The sequence below is a fragment of the Brevibacillus sp. HB1.3 genome, assembly GCF_013186635.1.
GTDB lineage: Bacteria > Bacillota > Bacilli > Brevibacillales > Brevibacillaceae > Brevibacillus > Brevibacillus brevis_D.
In genome coordinates, this window is the sequence record NZ_JABMIT010000002.1 from 557,506 (window position 1) to 580,459 (window position 22,954).

Annotated in this window: 18 protein-coding genes; 11 read left to right on the top strand and 7 right to left on the bottom strand. The window is 47.4% G+C overall.

Features of this window, described 5'->3' with window-relative positions; all coding sequences use genetic code 11:
- Window positions 1–15: 15 nt before the first annotated feature.
- The 3 genes from HPY31_RS07170 (at window position 16) to HPY31_RS07180 (ending at window position 4,039) form a co-directional block, all read left to right on the top strand.
- Window positions 16–1,074: an LLM class flavin-dependent oxidoreductase gene (locus HPY31_RS07170; RefSeq protein ID WP_087348596.1), complete on the top strand. Its 1,059-nt coding sequence runs from the start codon at window positions 16–18 to the stop codon at window positions 1,072–1,074.
- Window positions 1,075–1,285: 211 nt separating this feature from the next.
- Complete coding sequence (locus HPY31_RS07175) at window positions 1,286–3,385, top strand: J domain-containing protein (protein ID WP_172139663.1); 2,100 nt, start codon at window positions 1,286–1,288, stop codon at window positions 3,383–3,385.
- A gap of 75 nt (window positions 3,386–3,460) precedes the next feature.
- Window positions 3,461–4,039: a DUF1266 domain-containing protein gene (locus tag HPY31_RS07180; protein ID WP_253901706.1), complete on the top strand. Its 579-nt coding sequence runs from the start codon at window positions 3,461–3,463 to the stop codon at window positions 4,037–4,039.
- A 49-nt stretch (window positions 4,040–4,088) separates the two neighbouring features.
- Here the strand turns inward: HPY31_RS07180 and HPY31_RS07185 are convergent, their stop codons facing one another.
- Entirely contained in the window at window positions 4,089–4,685 is a 597-nt protein-coding gene (locus tag HPY31_RS07185; RefSeq protein WP_172139667.1) for a TetR/AcrR family transcriptional regulator, read from the bottom strand.
- Window positions 4,686–4,842: 157 nt separating this feature from the next.
- Between HPY31_RS07185 and HPY31_RS07190 the strand changes: the two genes are divergently transcribed.
- The 5 genes from HPY31_RS07190 (at window position 4,843) to HPY31_RS07210 (ending at window position 8,325) form a co-directional block, all read left to right on the top strand.
- Window positions 4,843–5,412, top strand: a complete 570-nt coding sequence (locus HPY31_RS07190) for a hypothetical protein (RefSeq protein ID WP_172139669.1) — start codon at window positions 4,843–4,845, stop codon at window positions 5,410–5,412.
- Complete coding sequence (locus HPY31_RS07195; RefSeq protein ID WP_172139671.1) at window positions 5,409–6,047, top strand: GNAT family N-acetyltransferase; 639 nt, start codon at window positions 5,409–5,411, stop codon at window positions 6,045–6,047. Before HPY31_RS07190 ends, HPY31_RS07195 begins: the two co-directional genes overlap by 4 nt.
- 86 nt (window positions 6,048–6,133) lie before the next feature.
- Window positions 6,134–7,021: a TIGR01777 family oxidoreductase gene (locus tag HPY31_RS07200; RefSeq protein ID WP_172139673.1), complete on the top strand. Its 888-nt coding sequence runs from the start codon at window positions 6,134–6,136 to the stop codon at window positions 7,019–7,021.
- Window positions 7,018–7,878, top strand: a complete 861-nt coding sequence (locus HPY31_RS07205; protein ID WP_172139674.1) for an AraC family transcriptional regulator — start codon at window positions 7,018–7,020, stop codon at window positions 7,876–7,878. The genes HPY31_RS07200 and HPY31_RS07205 overlap by 4 nt, the downstream gene beginning before the upstream one ends.
- Window positions 7,879–7,932: 54 nt before the next feature.
- Window positions 7,933–8,325: a VOC family protein gene (locus HPY31_RS07210; RefSeq protein WP_087348604.1), complete on the top strand. Its 393-nt coding sequence runs from the start codon at window positions 7,933–7,935 to the stop codon at window positions 8,323–8,325.
- A gap of 62 nt (window positions 8,326–8,387) precedes the next feature.
- Here HPY31_RS07210 and HPY31_RS07215 read toward each other — a convergent pair whose 3' ends face one another.
- Window positions 8,388–9,863 carry an RtcB family protein gene (locus HPY31_RS07215; RefSeq protein WP_172139676.1) on the bottom strand — a complete coding sequence of 492 codons (1,476 nt, stop codon included), beginning with the start codon at window positions 9,861–9,863 and terminating at the stop codon, window positions 8,388–8,390.
- Between the two features lie 383 nt (window positions 9,864–10,246).
- Entirely contained in the window at window positions 10,247–11,335 is a 1,089-nt protein-coding gene (locus HPY31_RS07220) for an ankyrin repeat domain-containing protein (protein ID WP_172139678.1), read from the bottom strand.
- 231 nt (window positions 11,336–11,566) lie between these two features.
- Here HPY31_RS07220 and HPY31_RS07225 point away from each other — a divergent pair, with 231 nt between their 5' ends.
- Window positions 11,567–14,680 carry a S8 family serine peptidase gene (locus tag HPY31_RS07225; protein WP_172139680.1) on the top strand — a complete coding sequence of 1,038 codons (3,114 nt, stop codon included), beginning with the start codon at window positions 11,567–11,569 and terminating at the stop codon, window positions 14,678–14,680.
- Between the two features lie 150 nt (window positions 14,681–14,830).
- On the opposite strand, the gene HPY31_RS07230 is transcribed toward HPY31_RS07225, so the two are convergent.
- Complete coding sequence (locus tag HPY31_RS07230; RefSeq protein WP_172139681.1) at window positions 14,831–16,330, bottom strand: malate:quinone oxidoreductase; 1,500 nt, start codon at window positions 16,328–16,330, stop codon at window positions 14,831–14,833.
- 343 nt (window positions 16,331–16,673) lie between these two features.
- Here HPY31_RS07230 and HPY31_RS07235 point away from each other — a divergent pair, with 343 nt between their 5' ends.
- On the top strand, window positions 16,674–17,228 hold the full coding sequence (locus HPY31_RS07235) for a hypothetical protein (RefSeq protein ID WP_371811683.1): 555 nt from the start codon (window positions 16,674–16,676) through the stop codon (window positions 17,226–17,228).
- A 43-nt stretch (window positions 17,229–17,271) separates the two neighbouring features.
- Here HPY31_RS07235 and HPY31_RS07240 read toward each other — a convergent pair whose 3' ends face one another.
- Window positions 17,272–17,718, bottom strand: coding sequence for a DMP19 family protein (locus HPY31_RS07240; RefSeq protein WP_172139685.1), 447 nt, complete (start codon window positions 17,716–17,718; stop codon window positions 17,272–17,274).
- A 131-nt stretch (window positions 17,719–17,849) separates the two neighbouring features.
- Here HPY31_RS07240 and HPY31_RS07245 point away from each other — a divergent pair, with 131 nt between their 5' ends.
- The gene (locus HPY31_RS07245; protein ID WP_172139687.1) at window positions 17,850–19,229 is read left to right on the top strand and encodes an SMI1/KNR4 family protein; all 1,380 of its coding nucleotides are present in this window, start codon (window positions 17,850–17,852) and stop codon (window positions 19,227–19,229) included.
- A gap of 72 nt (window positions 19,230–19,301) precedes the next feature.
- Here HPY31_RS07245 and cysI read toward each other — a convergent pair whose 3' ends face one another.
- Window positions 19,302–21,023 (bottom strand): assimilatory sulfite reductase (NADPH) hemoprotein subunit, encoded by a 1,722-nt coding sequence (gene cysI, locus HPY31_RS07250; protein WP_172139699.1) that lies wholly within the window; start codon window positions 21,021–21,023, stop codon window positions 19,302–19,304.
- Between the two features lie 34 nt (window positions 21,024–21,057).
- Window positions 21,058–22,884: an assimilatory sulfite reductase (NADPH) flavoprotein subunit gene (locus HPY31_RS07255; RefSeq protein ID WP_172139701.1), complete on the bottom strand. Its 1,827-nt coding sequence runs from the start codon at window positions 22,882–22,884 to the stop codon at window positions 21,058–21,060.
- Window positions 22,885–22,954: the final 70 nt, after the last annotated feature.

A 22,954-nucleotide genomic window follows, 5' to 3' on the forward strand; every position in this document is an offset into this window, starting at 1 on the left:
AAGGAGTGAATCAACATGGAACAATATCGTATCGACGCCAAAAAGGGACTTGAATTCGGCTTATATTCGATTGGCGACCATGTCCCGAATCCACACACAGGCTCCAAGATTTCTCCTGAACAGCGCATCAAGGAATTAATCGAGGCAAGCAAGCTGGCAGATGAAGCAGGCCTTGATGTATTCGCTGTCGGCGAAAGCCACCAGACGTATTTTACGACGCAAGCACATACCGTCATTCTGGGTGCGATCGCACAAGCTACGAAGAATATTAAAATCGCTAGCTCCGCCACTGTATTGAGCACATCGGATCCTGTCCGCGTGTATGAGGATTTTGCTACCCTGGATCTGATCTCCAATGGTCGGGCAGAAATTGTCGCCGGACGCGGTTCCCGAGTAGGAGCATATAGCCTCCTCGGCTACGATGTGCGCGACTATGAGGAATTGTTTGAAGAAAAAATGGACCTTCTTCTCAAGCTAAATAACGAGGATCGCGTTACGTGGGAAGGGCAGTTCCGTGCACCGCTACAAAACGCTACGATCCTGCCGCAGCCTTTACAAGGACGTCTGCCCATCTGGCGTGCAGTAGGGGGACCACCTGCAAGTGCGATTAAAGCCGGTCAAGCTGGCGTGCCTATGATGCTGACCACACTTGGAGGTCCAGCCATCAACTTCAAAGGCTCCGTCGATGCTTACCGAGAGGCTGCGAAGCAAAATGGTTTTGACCCAGCGACTCTGCCAGTAGCCACAACGAGTTTGTTTTATACAGCCGACAAAACTTCGGATGCGCTTCGCGAGTTCTATCCGCATCTAAATGGTGGTTTTATCGCATTGCGTGGCGGTGGCTACCCGAAGCAACAGTTTGCACAGTCTGTCGATTATCGTGATGCATTAATGGTAGGCAGCCCTGACGTCATCATCGAAAAAATGCTTTACCAATACGAAATGTACGGACAACAACGCTTCATGGCGCAAATCGATTTCGGCGGTGTACCTTTTGATAAAATTGCGAAAAACATTGAACTAATCGCAACGAAAATCTTGCCAGAAGTCAAAAAGCATACCACCAAATCATAATAAAAAGCCCATGAAAATCGTCGTCTTCAGTGACGGTTATCTCAAATTAGAGATACTCTACGGACCGAAAGCTTCCAAGACGCAGATCTTCTTCTCACAAGGAAAGAAGGTCTGCGTCTTTTTTATTTTTCCATGATAGTTAAAATTATCCTCATTAGATTATAATCATGAAGCAACAGATGAATCACACGTAAAAGGTGCGTGACGACTTGTGAATATTTGGAGGATACTGGACATTGATCCTACCGAAGATATTTCGACGATAAAAAAAGCCTATGCGAAAAAGCTAAGGCTGCATCACCCGGAAGATGATCCAGAGGGCTACCAACAACTGCGAGAAGCATACGATCTGGCTATTAAAATGGCGAAGAAGGGCCAGGGAAAACCAAAGGTAGAAATGACATCCATAGCCGATGCAGAAACCCCTGAACAACCGGAAGAGGATACCCCCATTCTCACTGTTCCACGTCGGCTGTCCTTTCAACATATTGACGCCGCACCAGATCGCCATGATCCGGTTGAACAGATAGACACTTTCATAGAAGAGGATACTCCCATTCTCACTGTTCCACGTCGGCTGTCTTTTCAACACATTGACGCCGCACCAGATCGCCATGATCCGGTTGAACAGATAGACACTTTCATTGAAGAGGATCCTTCCATTCTCACTGTTCCACGTCGGCTGTCCTTTCAGCATATTGACGCCACACCAGATCGCAATGATCCAATTGGACAGATAGACAGTTTTATGGAGCAAGTAAAAGCTTTGTACGACGATTTCCCTTCCAGGATCAATCCTGAAAATTGGACAAAGCTGCTCCGTTCTGACTTCGTGTGGAATATACATCTGAGGAGAATCGTCAGTGACCGCCTGTTTCACTTTCTACACGAGCACCACCATTTGCCCAAAAGCGTCTGGTTAATACTAGAGGATGGCTTTCAATGGCGGGAGCTTATTCAAGAGCCTTTTTATATGGACAAGCACTCGAAAAATTTTTGCCAATACTATCTGAAGCAGCTAGACGAGCCAGGATTGCGTTTTGACACTTTGCTTGCGGCGCCCCATCTCGATCGTGATCTATTCTTGTCTTACCGCGATGCAGCTTATCAAGCCTTGAAAGAAAATCAACTGGAGCAAGCAAGCAACTCACTTAACGCGGCTATTGCCTTATTTGCGGATGACCCCGAATTGCTTCGCCTTCAGGGAGAGTATTGCCAGCGAGTCGGTGACACGGCTGGTGCACTCGACGCATATTCCCGTATCATCTGCATTCAACCAGACGATATCGACAGCTACCTGGCTCGAGCCTACATATGGTACCACAAGCAACATGTCACCGAGGCTCAGAAGGAATGCGAGTACATCTTGTCTCAACTCCCAACCCATACGGAAGCACTAAGCCTGCTCGGAAAGTGTCAGCTAAAGCTGGGTAATGAAGCTCAGGCAAAAGTCACATTTGAACAGCTGCTCGCAGCCAGTCCACACGATTACGAGGCGCTCATTTTGCTCACGCAGATTCGTGGAAACATGCTGAAACAAGTCAAGAAGCTACCAGCCAAAGAACGAAAGCATGCCTTGCAGCAATTGACTTCGGAGCTGGGAGAACGGAAAGACTTGAATAAACAAATAAAGCCAGCCATTCATTTCCAAGTAGCCATAGCTACAGTGACACTTGCGCTCATCATGCTTTTTCAATCTCTTCTATACAACGCGTTTGTGGATCATACAAAATTAACTCCCATTTCATATATACAGCTTCACCAGAATGGACTGGTCAAATTATCTTCGCCAGAGGATTTAAAACAGATTGGACCCAACCAATTCGTTCAGGCCAAGTTAACGAATCTCCGTTTTCTGAAAATCTATCAGTATACGAAAACAGATAAAGACGGAAATAGCTACACGGCATACGAAAATTATTTGACGCTTAATGAAACCGGAGACATAGGAAAAGTTAATCCTTCAGGCTACGTAAAAATCGGCTACTTGGGGGATACACCCATCCTCGTCATTACGAAGTATAGTACGATCGAGATTGAAAAAACCGGAATCTTAGAATTTGAAATGGGCCAGGTAATGGATATACCTCCTAAGGTACTGACTGACACAAAGAAAATGTTACTGGATTTGGAACTGACTTCTTTGTTCGATTTCAACAAACTCAATCAAAATCAAATGATCGACGTAAGGTATATGACGATTCCGAGCCCTCCGTTGGAGATTTATTTCTATGGGCTGATTCTTTTGGTCTTGTGTCGGTTCTTCTTTGGTTCACTGTACAAGCTGTATATCATCACTCGAGTCTATTAACAAGGAGTGGACTTTTCATACATGTTCACATTCAAGCATAAAAAGGAAAAACAATTTCACTTCTTCACCGGCAGTATGAATTCAGCTATTGGGATTGGGTCAGATTCGATCTACATCGAAATTAAAGATAACTATACCAAACGGGGAATAAGAGACGCCGCGAGTCAGAAAGAGAGACTATCGTGGATGCTAAAAGAAGGCGAGCGGAAAGAATTTGCCCGGCTTCACCATTTCTTATCAGCGTTATCAGAGTCAGGACGCGTGGAATATATCAACTCTCTGGAACCAGATCGGGATCGCGTCGGCAAGGCAAAGATCGTTCATTCCTATCTGCGAAGACTCCCAGATGAAGGGATCGCCGCCTATGATTATGCCTGGGTCTCCCACTTGAGTGGTACGAGACGGGAAGGCGGCTATATCAGCAAAGAGGAAGCTCGGCAGTTTAAGCTACAGGCTGTGAGACAAGCGCAGCAAGCCTATAACAGCTGGAGCGAGTTTATTACGGGATATATCGCCGGCTATCAATTTATGACTGCGCAAACATCGCTGGATCACCTGCGCCAAAGTGATTGGAATTTTTCACGTTCCTTTGTTTCCAAACACTTCATGCTATCGAAATCTAACTGGCATACCGACTTTTCAAATTTTCGCTAATCAATAAAAGCTCTTCCCATTTTGGGTGAAGAGCTTTTTTACTTTCGTCCTACTTCTGCTTCTGTCCAACCAAACCAAAGAAAAACATATCCACCCATTGCTCCATACTCAGCGTTACTCGCTCACGATTCGATACTTCCCACTGGCGTCCCAGCTCATTTTTGTACATCGTGAAGTACATCATCATCATTTCTTCTGTCAGATCACGCTGAATATAACCTTCCTGCTTCCCAAGCGCGACAAACCTCGTAAAAAAATGCCTGATTTTTTGCTCGTATTCGCCTTCAATTCGTTGCAGCAAGCCACTTAGTTCAGCAAAGGGGGCGTTCTGAAGCTCGTCCGTGAGGGTATGCAAATTCTTGGCTTCCAACAGCATGATGTCCTTTGTCTTTTCTGGAAAAGAACTCCCCGAATCGAGAATTCTCTCGTACTGCTCCAACTGCTTGTCCATCCAGTTCATTAGCATGTCTGCGTAGAGCTGTTCTTTTGTCCCAAAGTAGTTATAAATGGTCGCAGGGGAAACCTTCGCGTTCTGCGCAATTTCATTTACACTGACTTTTTGAAAGCCATGTCTGGAGAACAATTGTAAAGCGGCGCTGTATATTTGATCGATTTTGTTCTGTTTTCGTCGTTCGAATCCATTCATCTTCTCCACCTCTTTCTGTAGTGTAGTTCAGGTTTTAGAGTATTTCAATAAATTAACTACAAAATGATTGAAATGGGGTGGTTTTGATAGTTATAATTATTTTGTAGTAAATGAGTATATTCACTACATATTTTTAAGGGATAGGAGTGAATTTATCATGAAACAAATACGGATCCCCGCTTTTTTGCATGACGTCTTCGGTGAAAAGCAGAGCATTGGCTCGATCGGAGCTATCCTGCTGTTCGGCGGAGTGCTGACCACTGCTCTCTATTTGCGATTCCCAGAACTCACGGAGAGCTTGCCCATTTGGCGCAGCACGCTGGCACTGTTGCTTGTATTCGATATATTTTCTGGCTGTCTAGCGAATTTTACGATCTCAACCAGCAATTTTTATGCCGCACGTAAAAAAAATCGCCTCGTCTTCATTGCCATTCACGTCCATATCATCCTGGTTGCCCTTCTCTTACAACAAAACCTCGCGTATTCCATAGGAGTATGGGCTTATACGATTGTAGGAGCTTTTGCTGTGAATGCTCTTTTTGGGAATCGTTCGCAGCTGTTTGTCGCAGGCATTCTCCTGTCCGTTGGCCTTGGCTGGATACCATTGCTCCCAGGGATGCATCCGTTTCTGTTGATCGCCTGCTTATTCTTTATGGTAAAAGTGTTATTTAGCTTTGCTGTCAATCATTATGGGAAAGTAATCGATGACACAGGTACAGAAAAATGAAGACTTCCTACCGCCTTTCCAAACTCACAAAGTCGGATAAACCCGCATTCGTATCACTCATGAGCAGGGCATTTTCGCGTGATCCTTTCTTTTTGCACGTATTTGGGGATTCAGAGCTCGATCATACAGCAAGAAAAAGCGTTACAGCCTTTCTATCTTTTCTGTTTGATAAGAGCTTTCTGTTTCACGAGGAAGTGTGGGGCATTTTTGACGAGGACAGCTTGCTAGGCACTTACGTCGTCGAGAAACCACAAACAAACAAGCATTCGAATAGAAAAGGAGGATTCCTGTTAATCGGTAGATTGATCCCGTTAGTATTTCAACTTTCTGGAAAAACGCTGATACTCCTTAATTCCTATATGCGCATCACACGTTCTGCCGCTCCTCCATGGAAACATCACTACCTCATTATGATTGGCGTAAAACCGGAGGCTCAAGGCAAGGGAGTCGGCAAAGCCCTGATGCAACACCTGTTTCAAAGCATAAAAGAGGACCACGAATCGCAGGGAATCGCGCTGGATACGGAAAAGGAAGAGAATGTGGGTTTGTATCAAAAGCTCGGATTTACGTTACAAGAACAAACCAAAATCGATGATGTCCCTGTGTATTGTATGGTATATCAAAAAAATCGATAAGAATGACGGATACATGCTGCCGCCACCTTGCATTATGTTACAATTATTGTAAGAAATATGTACATCGATGGAAGCGAGTTGATCTTATGAAAAAGAAAGTGATCCTGGCTGGCGGCACTGGCTTTATCGGCAAGTATCTGGCAGACAAATTCAATCAACTTGGCTACGAAGTCATGATCATCGCAAGAACTTCCCCTCATATCACATGGGACAATCACGCGAAAATCGTAGAAGCTTTGGAAGATTCCGAGCTACTCATCAACCTGGCGGGCAAATCCGTCAACTGTCGTTACCATGAGAAGAACAAGGAAGAAATCCTGAAATCTCGGACAGAGACCACTCACATACTCGGCGATGCTGTTTTGGCTTGCAAAAACCCGCCCTCGCTCTGGCTCAATTCCAGCACAGCCACCATCTATAGGCATGCGGAGGATCGTCCCATGACAGAAGCGAGCGGGGAGATTGGAACAGGCTTTTCCGTTGATGTCGCCAAGGAGTGGGAATCTGCCTTCTTTTCCTTTGATTTGCCGCATACGAGACAAGTAGCCTTACGCATGGCGATCGTGCTGGGCGAAAACGGTGGGGTTATCGATCCATACAAAAATCTCGTTCGATTTGGGCTCGGGGGTGTACAAGGGTCTGGCAATCAGCGTTTTAGCTGGATTCATGTCGAAGATATCTTCCAGATCATTCTCTTTTTGAAAGAGCGAACGGACTTAAGCGGCGTATTCAATTGTTCTTCTCCCCATCCCGTCACAAACCGTGAATTCATGCAGCATTTTCGCAGCGTGATGAATCGGAGCTTCGGACTGCCTTCTCCCAAATGGATGCTGGAAATGGGAGCTATAATGATCGGAACGGAAACAGAGCTGGTGTTAAAAAGCCGCTGGGTCATTCCAGAAAGGCTTGAGCGTGAAGGGTACCAGTTCCGTTTTGCCCATATCGATAAGACGTTGCAGGATATCGTGAAATGACCGACAAGCCTTCCAGGAACTATGTTCTTCACGCAAAAAGCAAGCAATTTTACTGGGAAGGGGATGGGCAGCTTTCCATTAAAACATTTCGTAATGGAAGGGCACATTACAAGACGAGTAAAGGCTTTTTTGCTGTGGATGAGGGTAGGTATCTCTTGCTAAACGAGGGGGAGTATACCATTTCCATTGACGAAGATGAGGATGTGGAATCGCTTTGTATTTTCTTCCGGCATGGTTTTGGCGAGGAGATTTTAAGCACGTTCGTGGATTCAACCGATCGTCTTCTCAGTGATCCGTATAAGGAAACGGCTTCGATCGGTTTCTTTGAAAAAACCTATCATACGAGCCATACACTGGCATTTCAGTTAGCGGCTTTGAAAGAGCGTCTCACCATCCTTGATCCGGAATCCATTGGTTATGAAGAACAATTTCACCAGATTATGCGGACCCTATTGCTCGGGCATCTCGATGTAAGAAAAGAAATGGACGCTTTGCACGCGCTTCGGCAATCAACGCGCGAGGAGCTATATCGAAGAATCAGTACCGCCCACGATTATATCCGGGCTTTTTATGATCAACCAATCAAGCTCGATGAGATCGCACAGATTGCTTGTTTATCCCCCAACCATTTATTGCGAACGTACGCCCAAGTGTATGGAAAAACGCCCCATCAGCATATTTCGGAATACCGGATACAACGAGCCAAGCAGCTGTTAGCCAAACTGGACTTCAGTATGACCGACATCGCCTTTGAGGTTGGATTCAGTAACCCTGTTTCCTTTAGCAAAATGTTTAAGCAGCATGCCGGGATTTCTCCTCTGTCATTCAGAAAAAAAGTGATTTTGGATAAGAAATAATCATGGGATTCGTTTATGCTGATAAGGAAACGCGAACAAAAGGGGGACTTTATCATGCAAACGAACCTGATTCAAAAAGTAGGGCAAATCGGCATCCCGGTCAAAAACCTAGAAAAGGCCGTCCATTTTTACAAAGAGCAACTCGGGCTCCCTCTTTTGTTTCAGACAGGCAATATGGCGTTCTTTGAATGTAACGGACTTCGCCTCATGCTGAGCCTACCGGAAAAAGAACAATTTGCACACGCCAGCTCCGTCCTTTACTTTCAAGTGGATGACATTCAAACCGCTTTTGAAGATTTTAAAAAAAGGGACGTTACGTTTATCGACGAGCCACATCTCGTAGCCAAAATAGGGCAAACGGAAACGTGGATGACCTTCTTCAAAGACACAGAAGAGAATACGCATGCCTTCGTGAGTGAAGTACAAGGAGAGACCGTTTCATTCTGAACGGTCTCCTTTTTTCCTAACAAGAAGAAAAGCCTCCGAATGCTCGGAGGGGAGGTTCCTATCTAGCCTTTCACGGTAGCAATCGGAGCCACTTCGGCCACAATCTCAGCCATCCCATGATCCACATGCGACTGAATCACCGGAGTAATATCTTTATAGGCATACGGCGCCTCTTTTTTCAGCTCTTCTTCCCATTTCTTCAAAATATCACTCCGTCCACGCAAGTCCGCCCGCTTCGGATCAATCGGATTAATCACGCGGAAGTTAGCGAGAAACTCGCGAAATCGGTCATCGTCCACTTTCACAGCATCCCCGCGAGAGAGCGCACGACCTGCGCCATGGCTTGCGCTATACAAGCTGTCCCGATTGCCTAGCCCCGCCAAAATAAAGCTGTGCGAGCCCATGGAACCAGGGATAAACACAGGTTCGCCGGTATACTGAAACGGCGTGCCCATCATTTGCTCGGCCGATTTCGCCGTACACGACCCTTTTCGATGCAAAAATCCGCCCACCTGCTCCAGCTGTTCTTCCCACAAATAATTATGTGGCGCATCGTACAACAGCCTGTGTTCAAAATCGCCCAACACATCGGAAATCGATTTGTACATCATCAGCCCCAGCATCAATCGATTTGCAAATGCAAAGTTCGCCGCATTGTGCAGGAGACTCCAAAACATTTTCCACTGTGGAAGGGAACGCTCCGAAAGAGGCAGTGGATACATGCCGTTATCTGGGTGCTTCAAGGACGTCGGGTACATCTTTTTCAGCATCTCCTTGATCCATGCCCCGCTGTGATAACCTATGGAAACCGAGCCGGTATGAATCATGAGGACGACTTGCCCTTCCTTCAGCCCCCACTGACTGGCGATAAAGCCCTGATGCACTTTTTTGACCACCTGAATCTCAAAAAAATGATTCCCGCCTCCAAGCGATCCGATTTGTGCATCCCGGGAAAGCTCGGCAGGACCGAGAAAGTCATCGAGTCCAATCGTCGATTCCGCGATAAAGGACCCCATTTTATTGACATGGTTCAAATCCAGCTCCTGCTGCTTCTCGTTGTAATAACGCCAAATTCCTTCGCCATTCGCTTCCTTGTGGCTGTCCAGTATGCCAATCAGACCTTCCTTGAACATTTTTTCGCGCATCTGCCGCGTCATGGGAATATTGCGGCCCCCTTCGAAAAAAACATGGCGTACATTCCGCTCAATCGCATCCAGATTTGTGCGAATCTGTTCCTCGTGCAAATCCGTGACATACAGACGCATCCCGCAGTTAATGTCGTTGCCAATCGCTTGCGGCAGTACAAAACCACGTGTAAACAGCGTCGTGCCTACAGGAATGCCACTTCCTTTGTGAAAATCGGGTGTAATGGCTACTTCCAAAACCCCGGTATTCGGATCGTCAAAATAATCGGGTGAATGCTTTTGCAGCGTTGCAATTGTTTCATTCACTTCTAAAAGTCGATGAAGCTCCTCTACCGCATTGTTTTCCACTTTTACTTCCGGATTGATGAAATATTTGATCGGCGTGTTGCTCAAAAGAAGACCACCTTTATTCTCTTTATAGGAACGTACGTTCTTTATTTTTCAATAGAAAAAGCCGCTTTCATGCTCATTTCTTCCGTCTGGATGAAAAAATGCAGCATGGTATCGCAGCCTTTACGCTTGGGGCTATTGTGTTATCGTAGGGGCGTTATCCGCAGTCTATGGGAAACGGAGTTGGCTCACCCTTAAACAGCGCAATTGCGTAAAAGGCATACCTATGGAGTTAGATTTTATCGCTACATGGTTTGTTTCAGGCTTGATTACGTATGCGAACATGTTTAATCCTCCTCCTTTCGTTTCTTGCTCACGATCTTACCATTGGATAAATTTTACTGTCAAGCCCCCGAATGATCGAGGGCCCTTGTGATCTTTTCCTTTTACATCGAATCTAATTCGCCTTCCATAAACTTGATCAGATACACCTCCGGCTGCGCAAGGAACTCCGTAAAGCTGCAAAAATCCGCATACTCCTTATGCTCCTCATCATAGCAGCCGATACTCCCTTTTTTCTTCGGATTCCACACGAGATGCAGATGGGAGTAGTTGTCGATTTCGGCAGACAAACGCAGCAGCTTTTGCCGTCCGATTTTCATCTCAATCGTATCGGTCAATGTGAAAAAGTCGATATACGCGATGTCATACTCATTGTCCGCCAGCTCAAGACGCAGCTCTTCTCCGGTAAGAAAGCCAATCAGTTCGTCGGTCAGTTTATATTTTTGCAGCTCGTACTTCCTGTTCTCCACATCATGCAGCTCGGCAGGTTCCAGCGATTTCAAATACGCAGCCAACTCCGTATTTTTATTGCTGACCGCGATGGTATAAGGCCGCTCTCCACCCTTTTTCGCAACCATAATGTCCGCACCGCGTTCAACCAAATACTTGACCATGGCGACATTCCCCATGCGCGTGGCAACTGTTAATGGGGTCGCTTGATACGGATACACCATATCCGGTTTGTTGTAATTGATGTCCACCCCATGATCGAGCAAGTAGGCCGTGGTCGTAAGGTCATGATCCGACACGGCTTTACGCAATACATCGCCGCCATGCAGTCTTATATCCAGTCCCAGCTCTTGAATGAGCGGGATGTTCTTTTTGTTGCCGTAGTAAGCCTCCGAATAAGCGCCTGAGCCCACCTGATTGACCATGTCCAGCTTGGCGCCTTGCGCTACTACATAGCGAACGATCTCTTCCTTGCCATAACGTACGGCCTTCAAAAAAGCCGGTTTATTTTTGACATTCAGATTAACGCCATGCTCTACCAGCAGCTTAACAACTTCTAGCTTCTCCGATACAAGTGCCAGATCCAACGGACTTATCGTCGTATATTCGCTTAGCACGATCCCCTTTTCTATATCCAAGCCTGCCGCAATCGCTTCTTGCAAAGCCGTGACATTTCCTTGATAAATATGCATCGCGATTTCCGGCAGCTCTTGGAAACTCCCGATATTTTTCAACTTGATCATCGAATATCCTCTCCTGACCTATGTCTTATGAAAAATATAGAAAATAAATTGTCAAAAAACAACAAATTTCTACCATATTCTCCTTGAATAGATCGAAAATACAGTCGATTTTGTCGATTTTTGACGAATTTACCCGATAAAAAGTATTTTCTCAATAAAAGGAATAGTCTTACGAGAAGAGAAATACTTATGCAAATCGTCTTATACATATTTTTTAAGGAGAGTGGACTGATGAAGAAGATGCGTACTCTCGCTTCTCTTACGCTTGCAGCATCACTCATGCTGAGTGGCCTTCCTTACAATGCACTGGCAGCGGCGGAGTTTAGTGAACAGGATTGGGAAAAAGTAAACGAGTATACCAATGCGGAAGTAGAGATTGGCTCCGAAATCTCGAAAATCTCCCCCCTGCTGAACACCAGTTCTAGCAAAAACGTCAGTGTCATTATTGAGCTGCAAAGTGAACCTTCAATCACAGCTAAACACGACGAAGGTTCAGAATCTTCCGTTAGATCATTGCGGGCGAAAGTAGAGGATGAACAAGCCTCCTTCCTCGATGAAGCAAACGACAACAAGGTCAAACTGAAGGTAAAGCGCAAGTTTGAGCATGTATTCAACGGAATGGAAGTAACGGTGTCAGCTGACGAGTTGGAAGAGCTGGCTGCACTGCCACAGGTGAAACGCATTTATCAAAATACGTATTATGAGCTTCCCGAAATAGATGCTGTCAGCGAGAAAGCATCGTCCACCAAATGGGATCAGGCCCCTCTCCAACAAATTGGCGTGCTCGATATGTGGAAGGAAGGTTTGACAGGGAAAGGATTGAAGGTCGGCGTCATCGATACGGGTGTCGATTACAAGCACCCTGATCTCAAGGATGCTTATAAAGGCGGATATGACTCCTTCGACAATGACAAAGACCCTTATGAACAAGCGCCAATCCCTGTGGAAGAGGATCGCGATGGAAAAGGATATGAAGGCTCCAGCCATGGAACTCACGTATCCGGCACGATCGTAGGACGCGCCAAAAACAAAACCTCAGATGTGCAAGTAAAAGGGGTTGCCTACGGTGCAGACCTCTACGTTTACCGCGTATTGGGCCGAGGCGGCGGTAGCTCCGCTCAGGTCATCGACGGTATCGAAAAAGCGGTGAAAGACGGCATGGATGTCATTAACCTGTCACTTGGCTCCGCTTTGGAGAAGGACTCTGACTCTCCAGATGCCATCGCTGTGAATAACGCGGTGCTGTCTGGTGTGATTACGGTTGTATCGGGTGGGAATTCCGCCGACGATGAGCGCGGCAGACATTTCTACACGGCTGGCTCCCCTTCTGGTGCGAGGCTGCCGATCACAGTTGCAGCGGTAGACTCCCCTACTGTGCAATATGACGGCTCAGCAACCTCGTCCTTCGGAGCCAATTACGAGTTCCCTGTGATGGCATGGCAAGTCAGAAAGGATAACTTCGCCTCCATCCTCGGAACCAAACCGCTGCCAGTCGTCTATGCCAACCTTGGCTCTCGCAGCGATTTTGAAAAGGCAAATGTAAAAGGCAAAGTCGCTCTCGTTTCCCGCGGTTCTCTCGGCTTCACGGAAAAAATCGAAAACGCCCGAAAAGCTGGTGCTGTCGCTATCGTAGTCTTTAACGGTAACGACGTCGACGGGGATGGCGTAGCTGACCTGGATATCCGTGATCGCGAGGGCTACGTCAGCACGATTCTGGGTGACCAGATCGAAGCGATCCCTACCTTTGACATGAAGGGTCTGGAAGGCCGTACACTGGCAAAAGAGCTGCTGGCTAACCCTGAAAAAGCGAAAACACTGACATTTACGTTCTCAGAAAAATACCCAAGCACAAATGACCCGGGCGACCGCATCGCCGGATTTAGCTCACGCGGTCCAATCATGGGCGACGATTACAGCATCAAGCCGAATCTGGCTGCTCCAGGTGTAGCCGTTCTGTCCAGCTATCCATCTTGGAGCAAGCTGATCCCTGACGCCAAGTACGACAAGGCATACGCCCGTCTAAATGGTACAAGCATGGCGGCTCCGCACGTTTCCGGTCTTGCCCTGCTGATGAAACAGGCACATCCGGACTGGACACCTGCCGATATCAAGGCAGCGCTCGCGAATACCTCCAAACCGCTGTATAGCCCAGACGGCACGCTGTACGATGTGTACTCCCAAGGTGCAGGCCGCGTAAACGGCCATGCCGCGTCGAAAACACCTGCTGTTCTGACAACAGTAGAGCAGCTCACCATTTTGGGCGAAGATTTTGAACCGAAGACCATTCCGTATTATGCGGATAACGTTTCCTTTGGCTTGCTGAAGGCTGGTAGCAATACCGTCACGAAAACGCTCCAGCTGAAAAACCTGTCCAAGAAGGAAGTTTCTTACGATGCAAAAGTGATCATGCATCCGTCCGTCACGACGGATCCGTACAAACCAGGCTCCAAAACGCCAGATGTCGATGACATCGATGTGGAAATCTCCAATGATTCCATCTCCGCTAAAAAAGGCGATGCGACCACATTTGAGCTCAACCTGTCCGTTGACTCCGATGCAAAAGACGGCGTGTATGAAGGGGAAGTCCTGCTGACAGCGAAAGGAAACCCTGACCTGCGCCTGCCGTTTGCTGTACACGTGGGAGAAAAGCGTGAGGATACCAACTTCGGTTTCGACAACCTGAAGTTGTCCGATACGACAATCACGCCTGATGGCGATGGCAATGAGGATTCGTTCACACTCGAAGCCGAGCTGCAAGCCAAAGACGTGAACCAGATCTCTGTTGAGGCATGGAGCTTGGACGATAAATACGTCGGTACGCTCGCATCCGTGTTCAACAATTACGCGTTGATCGCGCCAGGCCCTATCACCTTCTCTAATCTCGATGGTACCTACTACGATGGTGGCCAAGTAGCGAAGAAGCTCGATCCAGGCAAATACAAGCTGAAGCTCGTAGGTCGAGTCGTTGACCAAAGCAAGCCAAAGGGTGAACAGATTGTAAAAGAATATGAAGCTTGGAAATCCTTCATGATTAAGGAATCTGATACAAACGCGGTCTTGTCTAAGGTAGTTGAAGAAGCCGAAGAGCAATTCGAGTTTGAGGTTGCGAACACTACAGAGTTGGATCAACCAGTGCTTGCCCTCCCGGAAGAAAGCGATGACGTGACTTTCCAGGTGACGAGAAGCTCTGATGAGACGCTTATCGACGATGAGGGGATTTTGAAGGAGCTGCCTGCCGAAGGTGAAGAGACCGTTACGCTGTATGTGACGATTACTTCTAAGGAAGATGAGTCGGTTACGCGGACTGTGAAGGTGGAAGTGACGTTGGAGGCGGTAGTAGAGTAGTTTGGTAAGACGTTTAATCGATGAAGGAAGGCTCCGCCATGAAGTGTGGCGGGGCCTTCTTCCTTCATTTCCCCCAATCCTACTCTGCAAAATCAAAAAGAACCTTCAATCCAAAACGGATCGAAGGTTCCAAAAATTGCCATTAACTAATTAACTATAAGCCAGTTCCTTCTTGCTTAGACCCAGCGCCTCGTCTGTCGAACGTTGAATCTCGTGGAGAAGCTCTTGGTTTTGCATGAGTGACACGCCATAAGAAGGAATCATTTCTTTAATTTTCGGTTCCCACTCTGCCATACGTTGCGGGAAGCATTTTTCTAATACCTCAAGCATAACCTGAACAGCTGTAGAAGCACCTGGAGATGCGCCAAGCAATGCAGCTACGGAGCCATCAGCAGCACTAACCACTTCTGTACCAAATTGAAGGGTACCTTTTCCTGCTGGTGTATCCTTGATAACTTGCACGCGTTGGCCTGCTACCACGATACCCCAATCCTCGCTTTTCGCATTCGGAATGAACTCCCGTAGTTCTTCCATACGCTTTTCATGCGATAGCATAACTTGCTCGATCAGGTATTTGGTCAATGCCATTTCTTTTACGCCTGCCGCCAACATCGTGATGACGTTGTTCGGTTTTACAGAAGTGATCAAATCCAAATTGGAACCTGTTTTTAAGAACTTTGGCGAGAATCCCGCAAAAGGTCCAAACAGCAAGGATTTTTTGTTGTCGATGTATCTGGTATCCAGATGCGGTACCGACATTGGAGGAGCGCCGACCTTTGCTTTACCGTACACTTTTGCATGGTGCTGCTCAACCACTTCCTGGTTTTTACAAACCATGAACAATCCACTTACCGGGAAACCGCCGATATGTTTGGACTCTGGAATACCGGTTTTTTGGAGCAGATGCAAGCTTCCGCCGCCACCGCCAATAAAGACGAATTTGGCAATATGCTCTTCGATGTTACCGGTGCCCATATTGTACACTTTCAATTTCCACATGCCGTCGCTCGTACGTTTGATATCCTCAACAGCATGTTTGTAGTTAATCGCGACGTCTTTCGTCTTCAGATAATCAAACAACATACGTGTCAAAGCACCAAAATTGACATCCGTACCAGAGTCGATTTTGGTTGCAGCTATTGGTTCATTCGACGCGCGGCCTTCCATGATGAGCGGAATCCATTCCTTCAGTTTCTCAGGGTCATCGGAGTACTCCATCCCTTGAAAGAGAGGATTGTTTGCCAGCGCTTCAAAACGCTTCTTCAAAAAGCTTACATTCTTTTCACCTTGCACCATACTCATATGAGGTATTGGCATGATGAAGTCTTGCGGATTCTGAATGAGATTGTTTTTTACAAGGTAAGCCCAGAATTGTCTGGACAGCTGAAAATGTTCATTGATTTTAATCGCTTTGCTAATATCTATAGACCCGTCAGCTTTCTCGGATGTATAGTTCAGCTCACAGAGTGCCGCGTGGCCAGTACCCGCATTATTCCATTCGTTCGAGCTTTCCTCGCCTGCTTTTGCGAGTTTCTCAAAAACTTTGATTTCCAACTCCGGTGCCAATTCTTTTAGTAATGCTCCCAGAGTTGCGCTCATGACACCTGCACCAATCAAAATAACGTCTGTTTTTTGCTGTATGGAGCTCATATTACCCTTCCTTATCTACTGTTTTTGTAAAAAAGAAGTAGTAGCTCCTTGCCCCGTTGCAAGACGCTACGAAAACATCTTACCTTTCACAACTATAACTATATCATAGAAATTATTTATTGATTCAATTATCTATTATAATTAGAGGATTAATAACTATTTAATGTTGGTAAAACAGGGAGGATTCCGCAAACGGTACCTGACGAACCCATAAAAACCATTGTCTTATCTCAATTTCTTGCAGGGATGAAGGATTTGGTTTGTTATTACCAGTGAGGAGATTAGCATATAAATTCTGCTGTGACCATGGTAAATACTGACAATATGTCATATCTAAGGAGAGATGGAGTTGAACTCTTTGACCCACCTGACAAACAACATTCCGTGGCAACGTTTGACGACAGCCTATGGCAGAGGGACGGACATTCCGCAGCTTATACAGACTGGGCAATATGAGGAGTTGGCCAATCTAATCGAGCACCAAAGCACTTTGTGGCAGACGACGCCGTGGGTGCTGCTGATACTCCTACAGGAGCTTTCCAAACAAAAGCCAGAGCAAGTCTCTTTGCAGGAAATTCAGTTGTATATGGCTGTAGCTTCTGCTATAAACGTGGACGAAATGGATTCACAAAATGCGGTTGAGACCATGAACGAGCTATTGGACGAAAAGTACTTATGGCCAGAGGACGAGGAAGACGATGAATTATGGTGGGAAGAAGAGGAGCCGCGGGGTTATGAGCAGGAAGCATTCTTCAGCTATTTTTCTTACAGTTATTTGCTGCTAAAGGACGCCATTCCCGTTTTCACTGCGATTATGGAAGAGAATGATAAGCTCGCTCCCGCTATTCAAGAGCTGCTGCTTATGCTCCAGTCAGAAGGGGAACGTGCTGTCGAATAGGTATCGGTGTCTCCTATGATAGTCCGTACCCACCCACGTCTCCTTATGACGGGGTGGGTATTCCCAACTGCTGTACGTAATATCGATGGGCGACTTCTGCAATGCGATCCTGGTCTTCCCAGAAGCTCTGATCAAGCTTATCCAGCCGTTCTGCCTCTTCCTCGGTGAGAAACTGTGGAATATCCCAGAGTTGCGTGAGGCGGTTGTCTTCTGACAAATGCTCGATACAGGCATATCCCGACTGGACGATTTCGAGTGCATGGACTGCCCCGATGGCTTGCAAGGCCCGTACTGCGTAGATATATGCCTCTTCTCCCCAGTTGCAAAAAAACTGCAAAAACCCGCCGTTATATACATCAGCTTCCAACAACCATAAGGCGGCAATCTCTTGTTCCTGTGAGGTCAGTGTGTTCCAGCCCGAAGCATTCTTTTTCTGTACAAAGGCTGCGGCAAAATCGAACCATACATCATGGATATCCATCTTACTCAATCCCCTTCTAGATCAGCTATGCACAAACAACACGAAATAAATTAATCTTATAGGAATACATAATCATTTGGTAGATGGTGGTAGCCCCTCGTGGCTGGCATCTAAGAAAAAGAATCGTTTAGGAGGTTGCAATGGATCAGGTACTTATCGAACAATTGAATCGCTGGCATGAAGAAGACGAACAGCAGCGAATTGTGGACTTGCTGTTAACCGTTCCCGAGGAGGAACGAGAGTATGAGGCAATCAGCCGACTGGGCAGAGCTTATAACAACTTGGGGCTATATGAAGAAGCGCTCGACCAATTGAAGAAAATTGCTGAAGCAGGTCAACAAGACCCAGTCTGGCACTTTCGGGTAGGTTATGCCCTCTATTATTTGAAAAGATATGAAGAGGCGACTCAGGCATTCCGCACCTCAGACAAATTAGAAACCGGCAATCAGAATACCGAATCATGGTTAAAGTGGAGCTTGCAAAAAGCGGAAAAGCAGAAAAGACAGGAGCTTCGGATGGCAGCCAAAAGGGCAGCCGCTGTTGAGGGTTCAGCATCGGAGGAAGTTCCTTTTTCGAACATGTCATTTGAAGACTTTTGGGACGACAGCGAGTACGCAAAAAAGGAATATCAATCCGCGCCACCCACGGATGAACTGATCGCATCGATCGAGGAAGAGCTGGGATACAAGCTCCCAGCCTCCTATCTTGCACTCATGAAGCAACAGAATGGCGGCATTCCGAAGAACACGTGCTTCCCAACAGAGGACCCTACCTCCTGGGCTGAGGATCACATTGCCATTACGGGTATTTTAGGCATTGGCCGCGAGAAAAGCTATTCGCTCTGCGGGGATCTCGGCAGCCAGTTTATGATTGAAGACTGGGGCTATCCCGACATTGGAGTCGTCATCTGCGATTGTCCCTCAGCAGGTCATGACGTAGTGATGCTAGATTATCGGGCATGCGGGAGAGATGGTGAACCCGAAGTCATTCACGTCGATCAGGAAAACGATTATGAAATTACTTTCCTGGCTGAAAATTTCGAGGAGTTTATCAGGGGCTTGGTGAGCGAAGAAGAATACGATACCTCCGAGGAGGACAAGGAAGCGGCTCTCTATAAAGTAGCCCACGGAAAATTCTCTTCCTTGCTGGAGGAGCTGTGCACGCCCGTATCGGAAGTGGAACAAATCGAACAGAAAATACGCAGCATTTGTACACGGATTGTAGAGGAAAAAGGCTTTTTCTCTTTTCATGCGGATGAACTCTCGTATCTGATGTACGATGTACAGTTTTGGCTTTACACGAAGTCATATCCCGATACCACTCGCGAACAGTACCTGGCTGTCTATGAGAAAATGATTGCCTTTGGCGGAGAATTCGGGCAAGGCGGCTATGCTCCGGGATGGATTAGCGAATGGCTGGATCGCCGCAAGGAGGAAGGCCGGATTGTACAGGAAAATGGATACATCAGGTTTACAGATCAGTTCGCTGCGGAAGTGATTCAGCAGCTGCGAGAAGCCTAAAAAGCATGCAAGCAACAAAGAGCCCACATTGTCGCGGGCTCTTCTTTTATTTCATTTGACTGCTAAGTCGTACTACTCATGAAAATCGAGTCCCGATCTGACTTCTTTCACATACCCTGCCCGAATGACGAAATCTCCGAAGTGTTCGCCTTCCTCACGTTCCTTCGCATACCGATTTAAAATGGGCCGTAGTTCATTCAGTATTTCTGCTTCTCCGATGTTTTCACGATACAGCTTGTTCAATCGATTGCCGGAGAAACCGCCGCCCAAATACATGTTGTATTTACCGACAGCCTTCCCAATAAAAGAGATTTCTGCAAGTGCAGGTCTTGCGCATCCATTTGGGCACCCTGTCATGCGAATGACGATCTCCTCATCGCGCAAACCCGCCTCATCCAAGATCAGCTCGATCTCATCCAGCAGTGTAGGCAAATAACGCTCTGCCTCAGCCATCGCGAGTCCGCAAGTCGGCAACGAAACACAAGCCATGGAGTTTCTCCGGAGTGCAGAATAGGAAGCTCCATCGGTGAGCCCGTATGCTTGAATGATCTGTTCAATTTCTGGCTTCCTTTCACTGGTGACATTCCCGATGAGGAGATTTTGATTAGGCGTCAGGCGGAAGTCCCCTGTATGCACCTTGGCAATCTCTCGCAGGCCGGACTTCAGGAGATAGTTGTCCTCGTCTTTTACACGGCCATTCTGAATGAAAAGGGTAAAATGCCAGTTATCGTCGCTCCCTTTTACCCAACCGTAGCGATCGCCATTATGCTCGAAGTGATAAGGTCGTACCTGCTCCAACTTCCAGCCCAGTCGCTGCTCCAGTTCATGGATAAACCACTCGATACCGCGGTCGTCGATCGTATATTTGAAACGAGCATGCTTCCGCACCGCACGATCTCCATAGTCTCTCTGGATCATGACCGTTTTCTCGGCGACTTCCAGTACCTGTTCCGGTGTAACGAAGCCGATCACCCGTGCCACCTGCGGATACGTCTTCGGATCACCGTGGGTCATTCCCATTCCGCCCCCGACCGCTACGTTGAAGCCCAGCAGTCGCCCTTCCTCATGAATGGCGATAAAGCCCAAATCCTGCGAAAAAACGTCAACATCGTTGGCAGGTGGTACGGCGATGCCGATTTTAAACTTGCGCGGCAAATAGACAGGCCCATAGATCGGTTCTTGCTCTACCCCATCTCGACTGTCGACGACCTTTTCTTCATCTAGCCAGATTTCATGATAGGCGCGGGTCCGGGGGTCCAGATGATTGCTTATTTTTTTGGCCCATTCGTACACCTCTTGATGAACTTCCGACTGGTACGGGTTCGGGTTGCACATGACGTTGCGGTTGACGTCCCCACAAGCAGCTAGTGTACTAAGCAAGGCTTCGTTTACTTCTTGAATCACCTGCTTCATGTTCCACTTAATCACGCCATGCAATTGAAAAGACTGACGAGTCGTCAGGCGAATCGTTCCATTCGCAAACTGCTGGGCGATATCGTCCATCATCAGCCATTGCTCTGGTGTGACAACGCCGCCAGCGGCACGCACGCGCACCATGAATTGATAGGCCGGCTCCAGCTTCTGTTTACTACGTTCGTTGCGAAGATCCCGATCATCCTGCATGTAGCTGCCATGAAATTTCATCAGGCGGTTATCATCCTCAGGGATAGACCCCGAAATCCTGTCTTCCAGCGTTTCCGCCAGACTTCCCCGCAAATAATCGCTTTTGCGTTTAATGTCCTCTACATCGCTGTGAGGAGCACTATTTGGCGAAAGCAAATGGTTTTCTGACATGGTTCCTATCTCCCCTCTCATTCTTTCTCGAAAATCAGTAGACATCTCGCTGATAGCGTTTTTCCTGCTGCATCCGTTTCAAGTACGCAACGGCCTCCTCTGAATCAAGTCCACCCTCTTGTTGGAGAATGGTGACCAGAGCTGCGTGAACGTCATGCGCCATCCTTTTCTCATCTCCGCATACGTATACGTGCGCTCCATCCTGTAGCCATTGGTAAAGCTCCCTACTCTTCTCAAGCATCCGGTGCTGAACATACACTTTTTCGCTCGTATCCCGAGAGAACGCGACATCCATATGCGTCAGTACGCCCTGTTTGAGCCAACGCTGCCATTCGAGCTGATAGAGGAAATCTGTGGAGAAATGCTGGTCGCCAAAGAAAAGCCATGTCTTGCCCGTCGCCCCAAGCTCCTCCCGTTCTCCCAAAAACGCTCGGAATGGAGCGACACCCGTTCCGGGACCAATCATGATCAGCGGGGTGTCCGGGTTGGCTGGAAGCTTAAAGTTGGGGTTATGCTGCACAAATACTGGCAGCGTATCTCCCGCCTCTAAACGATCCGCGATATAGCTCGAACAAACACCGTACCGATCTCGACCATGAGCCTGATAGTGAACATTGCGAATGGTCAGATGAACCTCGTCTGGGTAGGACTTCAAACTGCTTGAGATCGAATAGAGACGAGGCGGCAGCTTTCTAAGGATGGAGACAAATTCTTTGGAAGACACGCCCTTCAAATCGTAGTCCTCCACCAGGTCCAGCAAATCCCGATTTCGAACATAATCGCGAAGCTTTTGCTCCTGTCCTTCCGCAAGCAGTTCCCGCAACCCGTTTCCTGATGATAGCTTTCCGGCTTGTTCCAAGAGAGGCTTAGTGAGAACCGTGATTTCAAAATGACTGGACAAGGCTTCTTCCAACGTGCGCTCTTCCCCGCTTTTATGAATGGGAACGAGTTCTTCCGGCTTCCAGCCCATCGCGTCTATCAACTCTCGGACAAGGTCAGGATGATTTCTAGGATAGATCCCCAAACAGTCACCCGGTTCATACTCGAGACTGGAACCCTCAAGGGAGATTTCCAGATGGCGAGTTTCCTTATCTGATCCCCGTCCGTTCAGATTCAAGTTCTCCAAGACCACCGCCTGAAAGGGATTCGACCGTGAATATTCGGTCTGTGACCCTGACCCGATCACTGCACTGCCCGCGATTGCGCTTGCAGCAGCAACTTGATTCGCTGTAGTTTCACTGAGGGAAGCCAGAACCTGATTCATCCATTCGGACGCATGCTCGTCGTAATCCACATCGCAATCGACCCGGGGAGTAAGACGCTTACCGCCTAGCTCTTCCAACCGCTTGTCGAACTCCTTGCCAGTTTGGCAGAACCATTCATAAGAGGTATCGCCCAATGCCAGCACGGAAAAACGCAGGCCCTCCAATTGCGGTGCTCTTTTGCTGTGTAAGAATTCATGAAAGGAAATGGCGTTGTCCGGTGGTTCACCATCCCCGTGCGTGCTTACCACAACAAGCAGGTTTTCAACCTTTTTCAACGCATTCGTCTTGAAGTCGCTCATAGCTGAAAGGGTTACGTGGAAGCCGTGCTCCTGAAGCTTTCCGGTCAGCACCTTGGCAAGCTTTTGGCTGTTCCCGGACTGAGACCCGAAAAGCACTGTCACCTCTTTGGAAATGACTGCTCCATTCGCAGCTGAAGTGGCTTGAAAGCCAGCGGCCAGCGGTGCTTCCACTTTGTGAAGAGCTGCAAGATATCCGCTCAGCCAAACCTTTTGCACCTCCGAAAGCGTGGGCAGCAACTGATTTAGGAGCTCTACTTGTTCCTGACTAAAAGGACTGTCTGTCACCTTAAGTACCAACGCTATGCACCTCACACGAGAAAAAATTAATTCCGAGTAATCTTATATGATTATTTACTTTAAGCTACCA

What these genes read in the sequence shown, in the direction of transcription:
- HPY31_RS07225 (WP_172139680.1), top strand. Translation starts at nt 11,567, where the DNA reads ATGAAGAAGATGCGTACTCTCGCTTCTCTTACGCTTGCAGCATCACTC.
- HPY31_RS07235 (WP_371811683.1), top strand. Translation starts at nt 16,674, where the DNA reads ATGGAGTTGAACTCTTTGACCCACCTGACAAACAACATTCCGTGGCAA.
- HPY31_RS07245 (WP_172139687.1), top strand. Translation starts at nt 17,850, where the DNA reads ATGGATCAGGTACTTATCGAACAATTGAATCGCTGGCATGAAGAAGAC.
- HPY31_RS07210 (WP_087348604.1), top strand. Translation starts at nt 7,933, where the DNA reads ATGCAAACGAACCTGATTCAAAAAGTAGGGCAAATCGGCATCCCGGTC.
- HPY31_RS07195 (WP_172139671.1), top strand. Translation starts at nt 5,409, where the DNA reads ATGAAGACTTCCTACCGCCTTTCCAAACTCACAAAGTCGGATAAACCC.
- HPY31_RS07230 (WP_172139681.1), bottom strand. Translation starts at nt 16,330, where the DNA reads ATGAGCTCCATACAGCAAAAAACAGACGTTATTTTGATTGGTGCAGGT.
- HPY31_RS07220 (WP_172139678.1), bottom strand. Translation starts at nt 11,335, where the DNA reads ATGATCAAGTTGAAAAATATCGGGAGTTTCCAAGAGCTGCCGGAAATC.
- HPY31_RS07170 (WP_087348596.1), top strand. Translation starts at nt 16, where the DNA reads ATGGAACAATATCGTATCGACGCCAAAAAGGGACTTGAATTCGGCTTA.
- HPY31_RS07185 (WP_172139667.1), bottom strand. Translation starts at nt 4,685, where the DNA reads ATGAATGGATTCGAACGACGAAAACAGAACAAAATCGATCAAATATAC.
- HPY31_RS07180 (WP_253901706.1), top strand. Translation starts at nt 3,461, where the DNA reads ATGAATTCAGCTATTGGGATTGGGTCAGATTCGATCTACATCGAAATT.
- HPY31_RS07205 (WP_172139674.1), top strand. Translation starts at nt 7,018, where the DNA reads ATGACCGACAAGCCTTCCAGGAACTATGTTCTTCACGCAAAAAGCAAG.
- cysI (WP_172139699.1), bottom strand. Translation starts at nt 21,023, where the DNA reads ATGTCAGAAAACCATTTGCTTTCGCCAAATAGTGCTCCTCACAGCGAT.
- HPY31_RS07190 (WP_172139669.1), top strand. Translation starts at nt 4,843, where the DNA reads ATGAAACAAATACGGATCCCCGCTTTTTTGCATGACGTCTTCGGTGAA.
- HPY31_RS07200 (WP_172139673.1), top strand. Translation starts at nt 6,134, where the DNA reads ATGAAAAAGAAAGTGATCCTGGCTGGCGGCACTGGCTTTATCGGCAAG.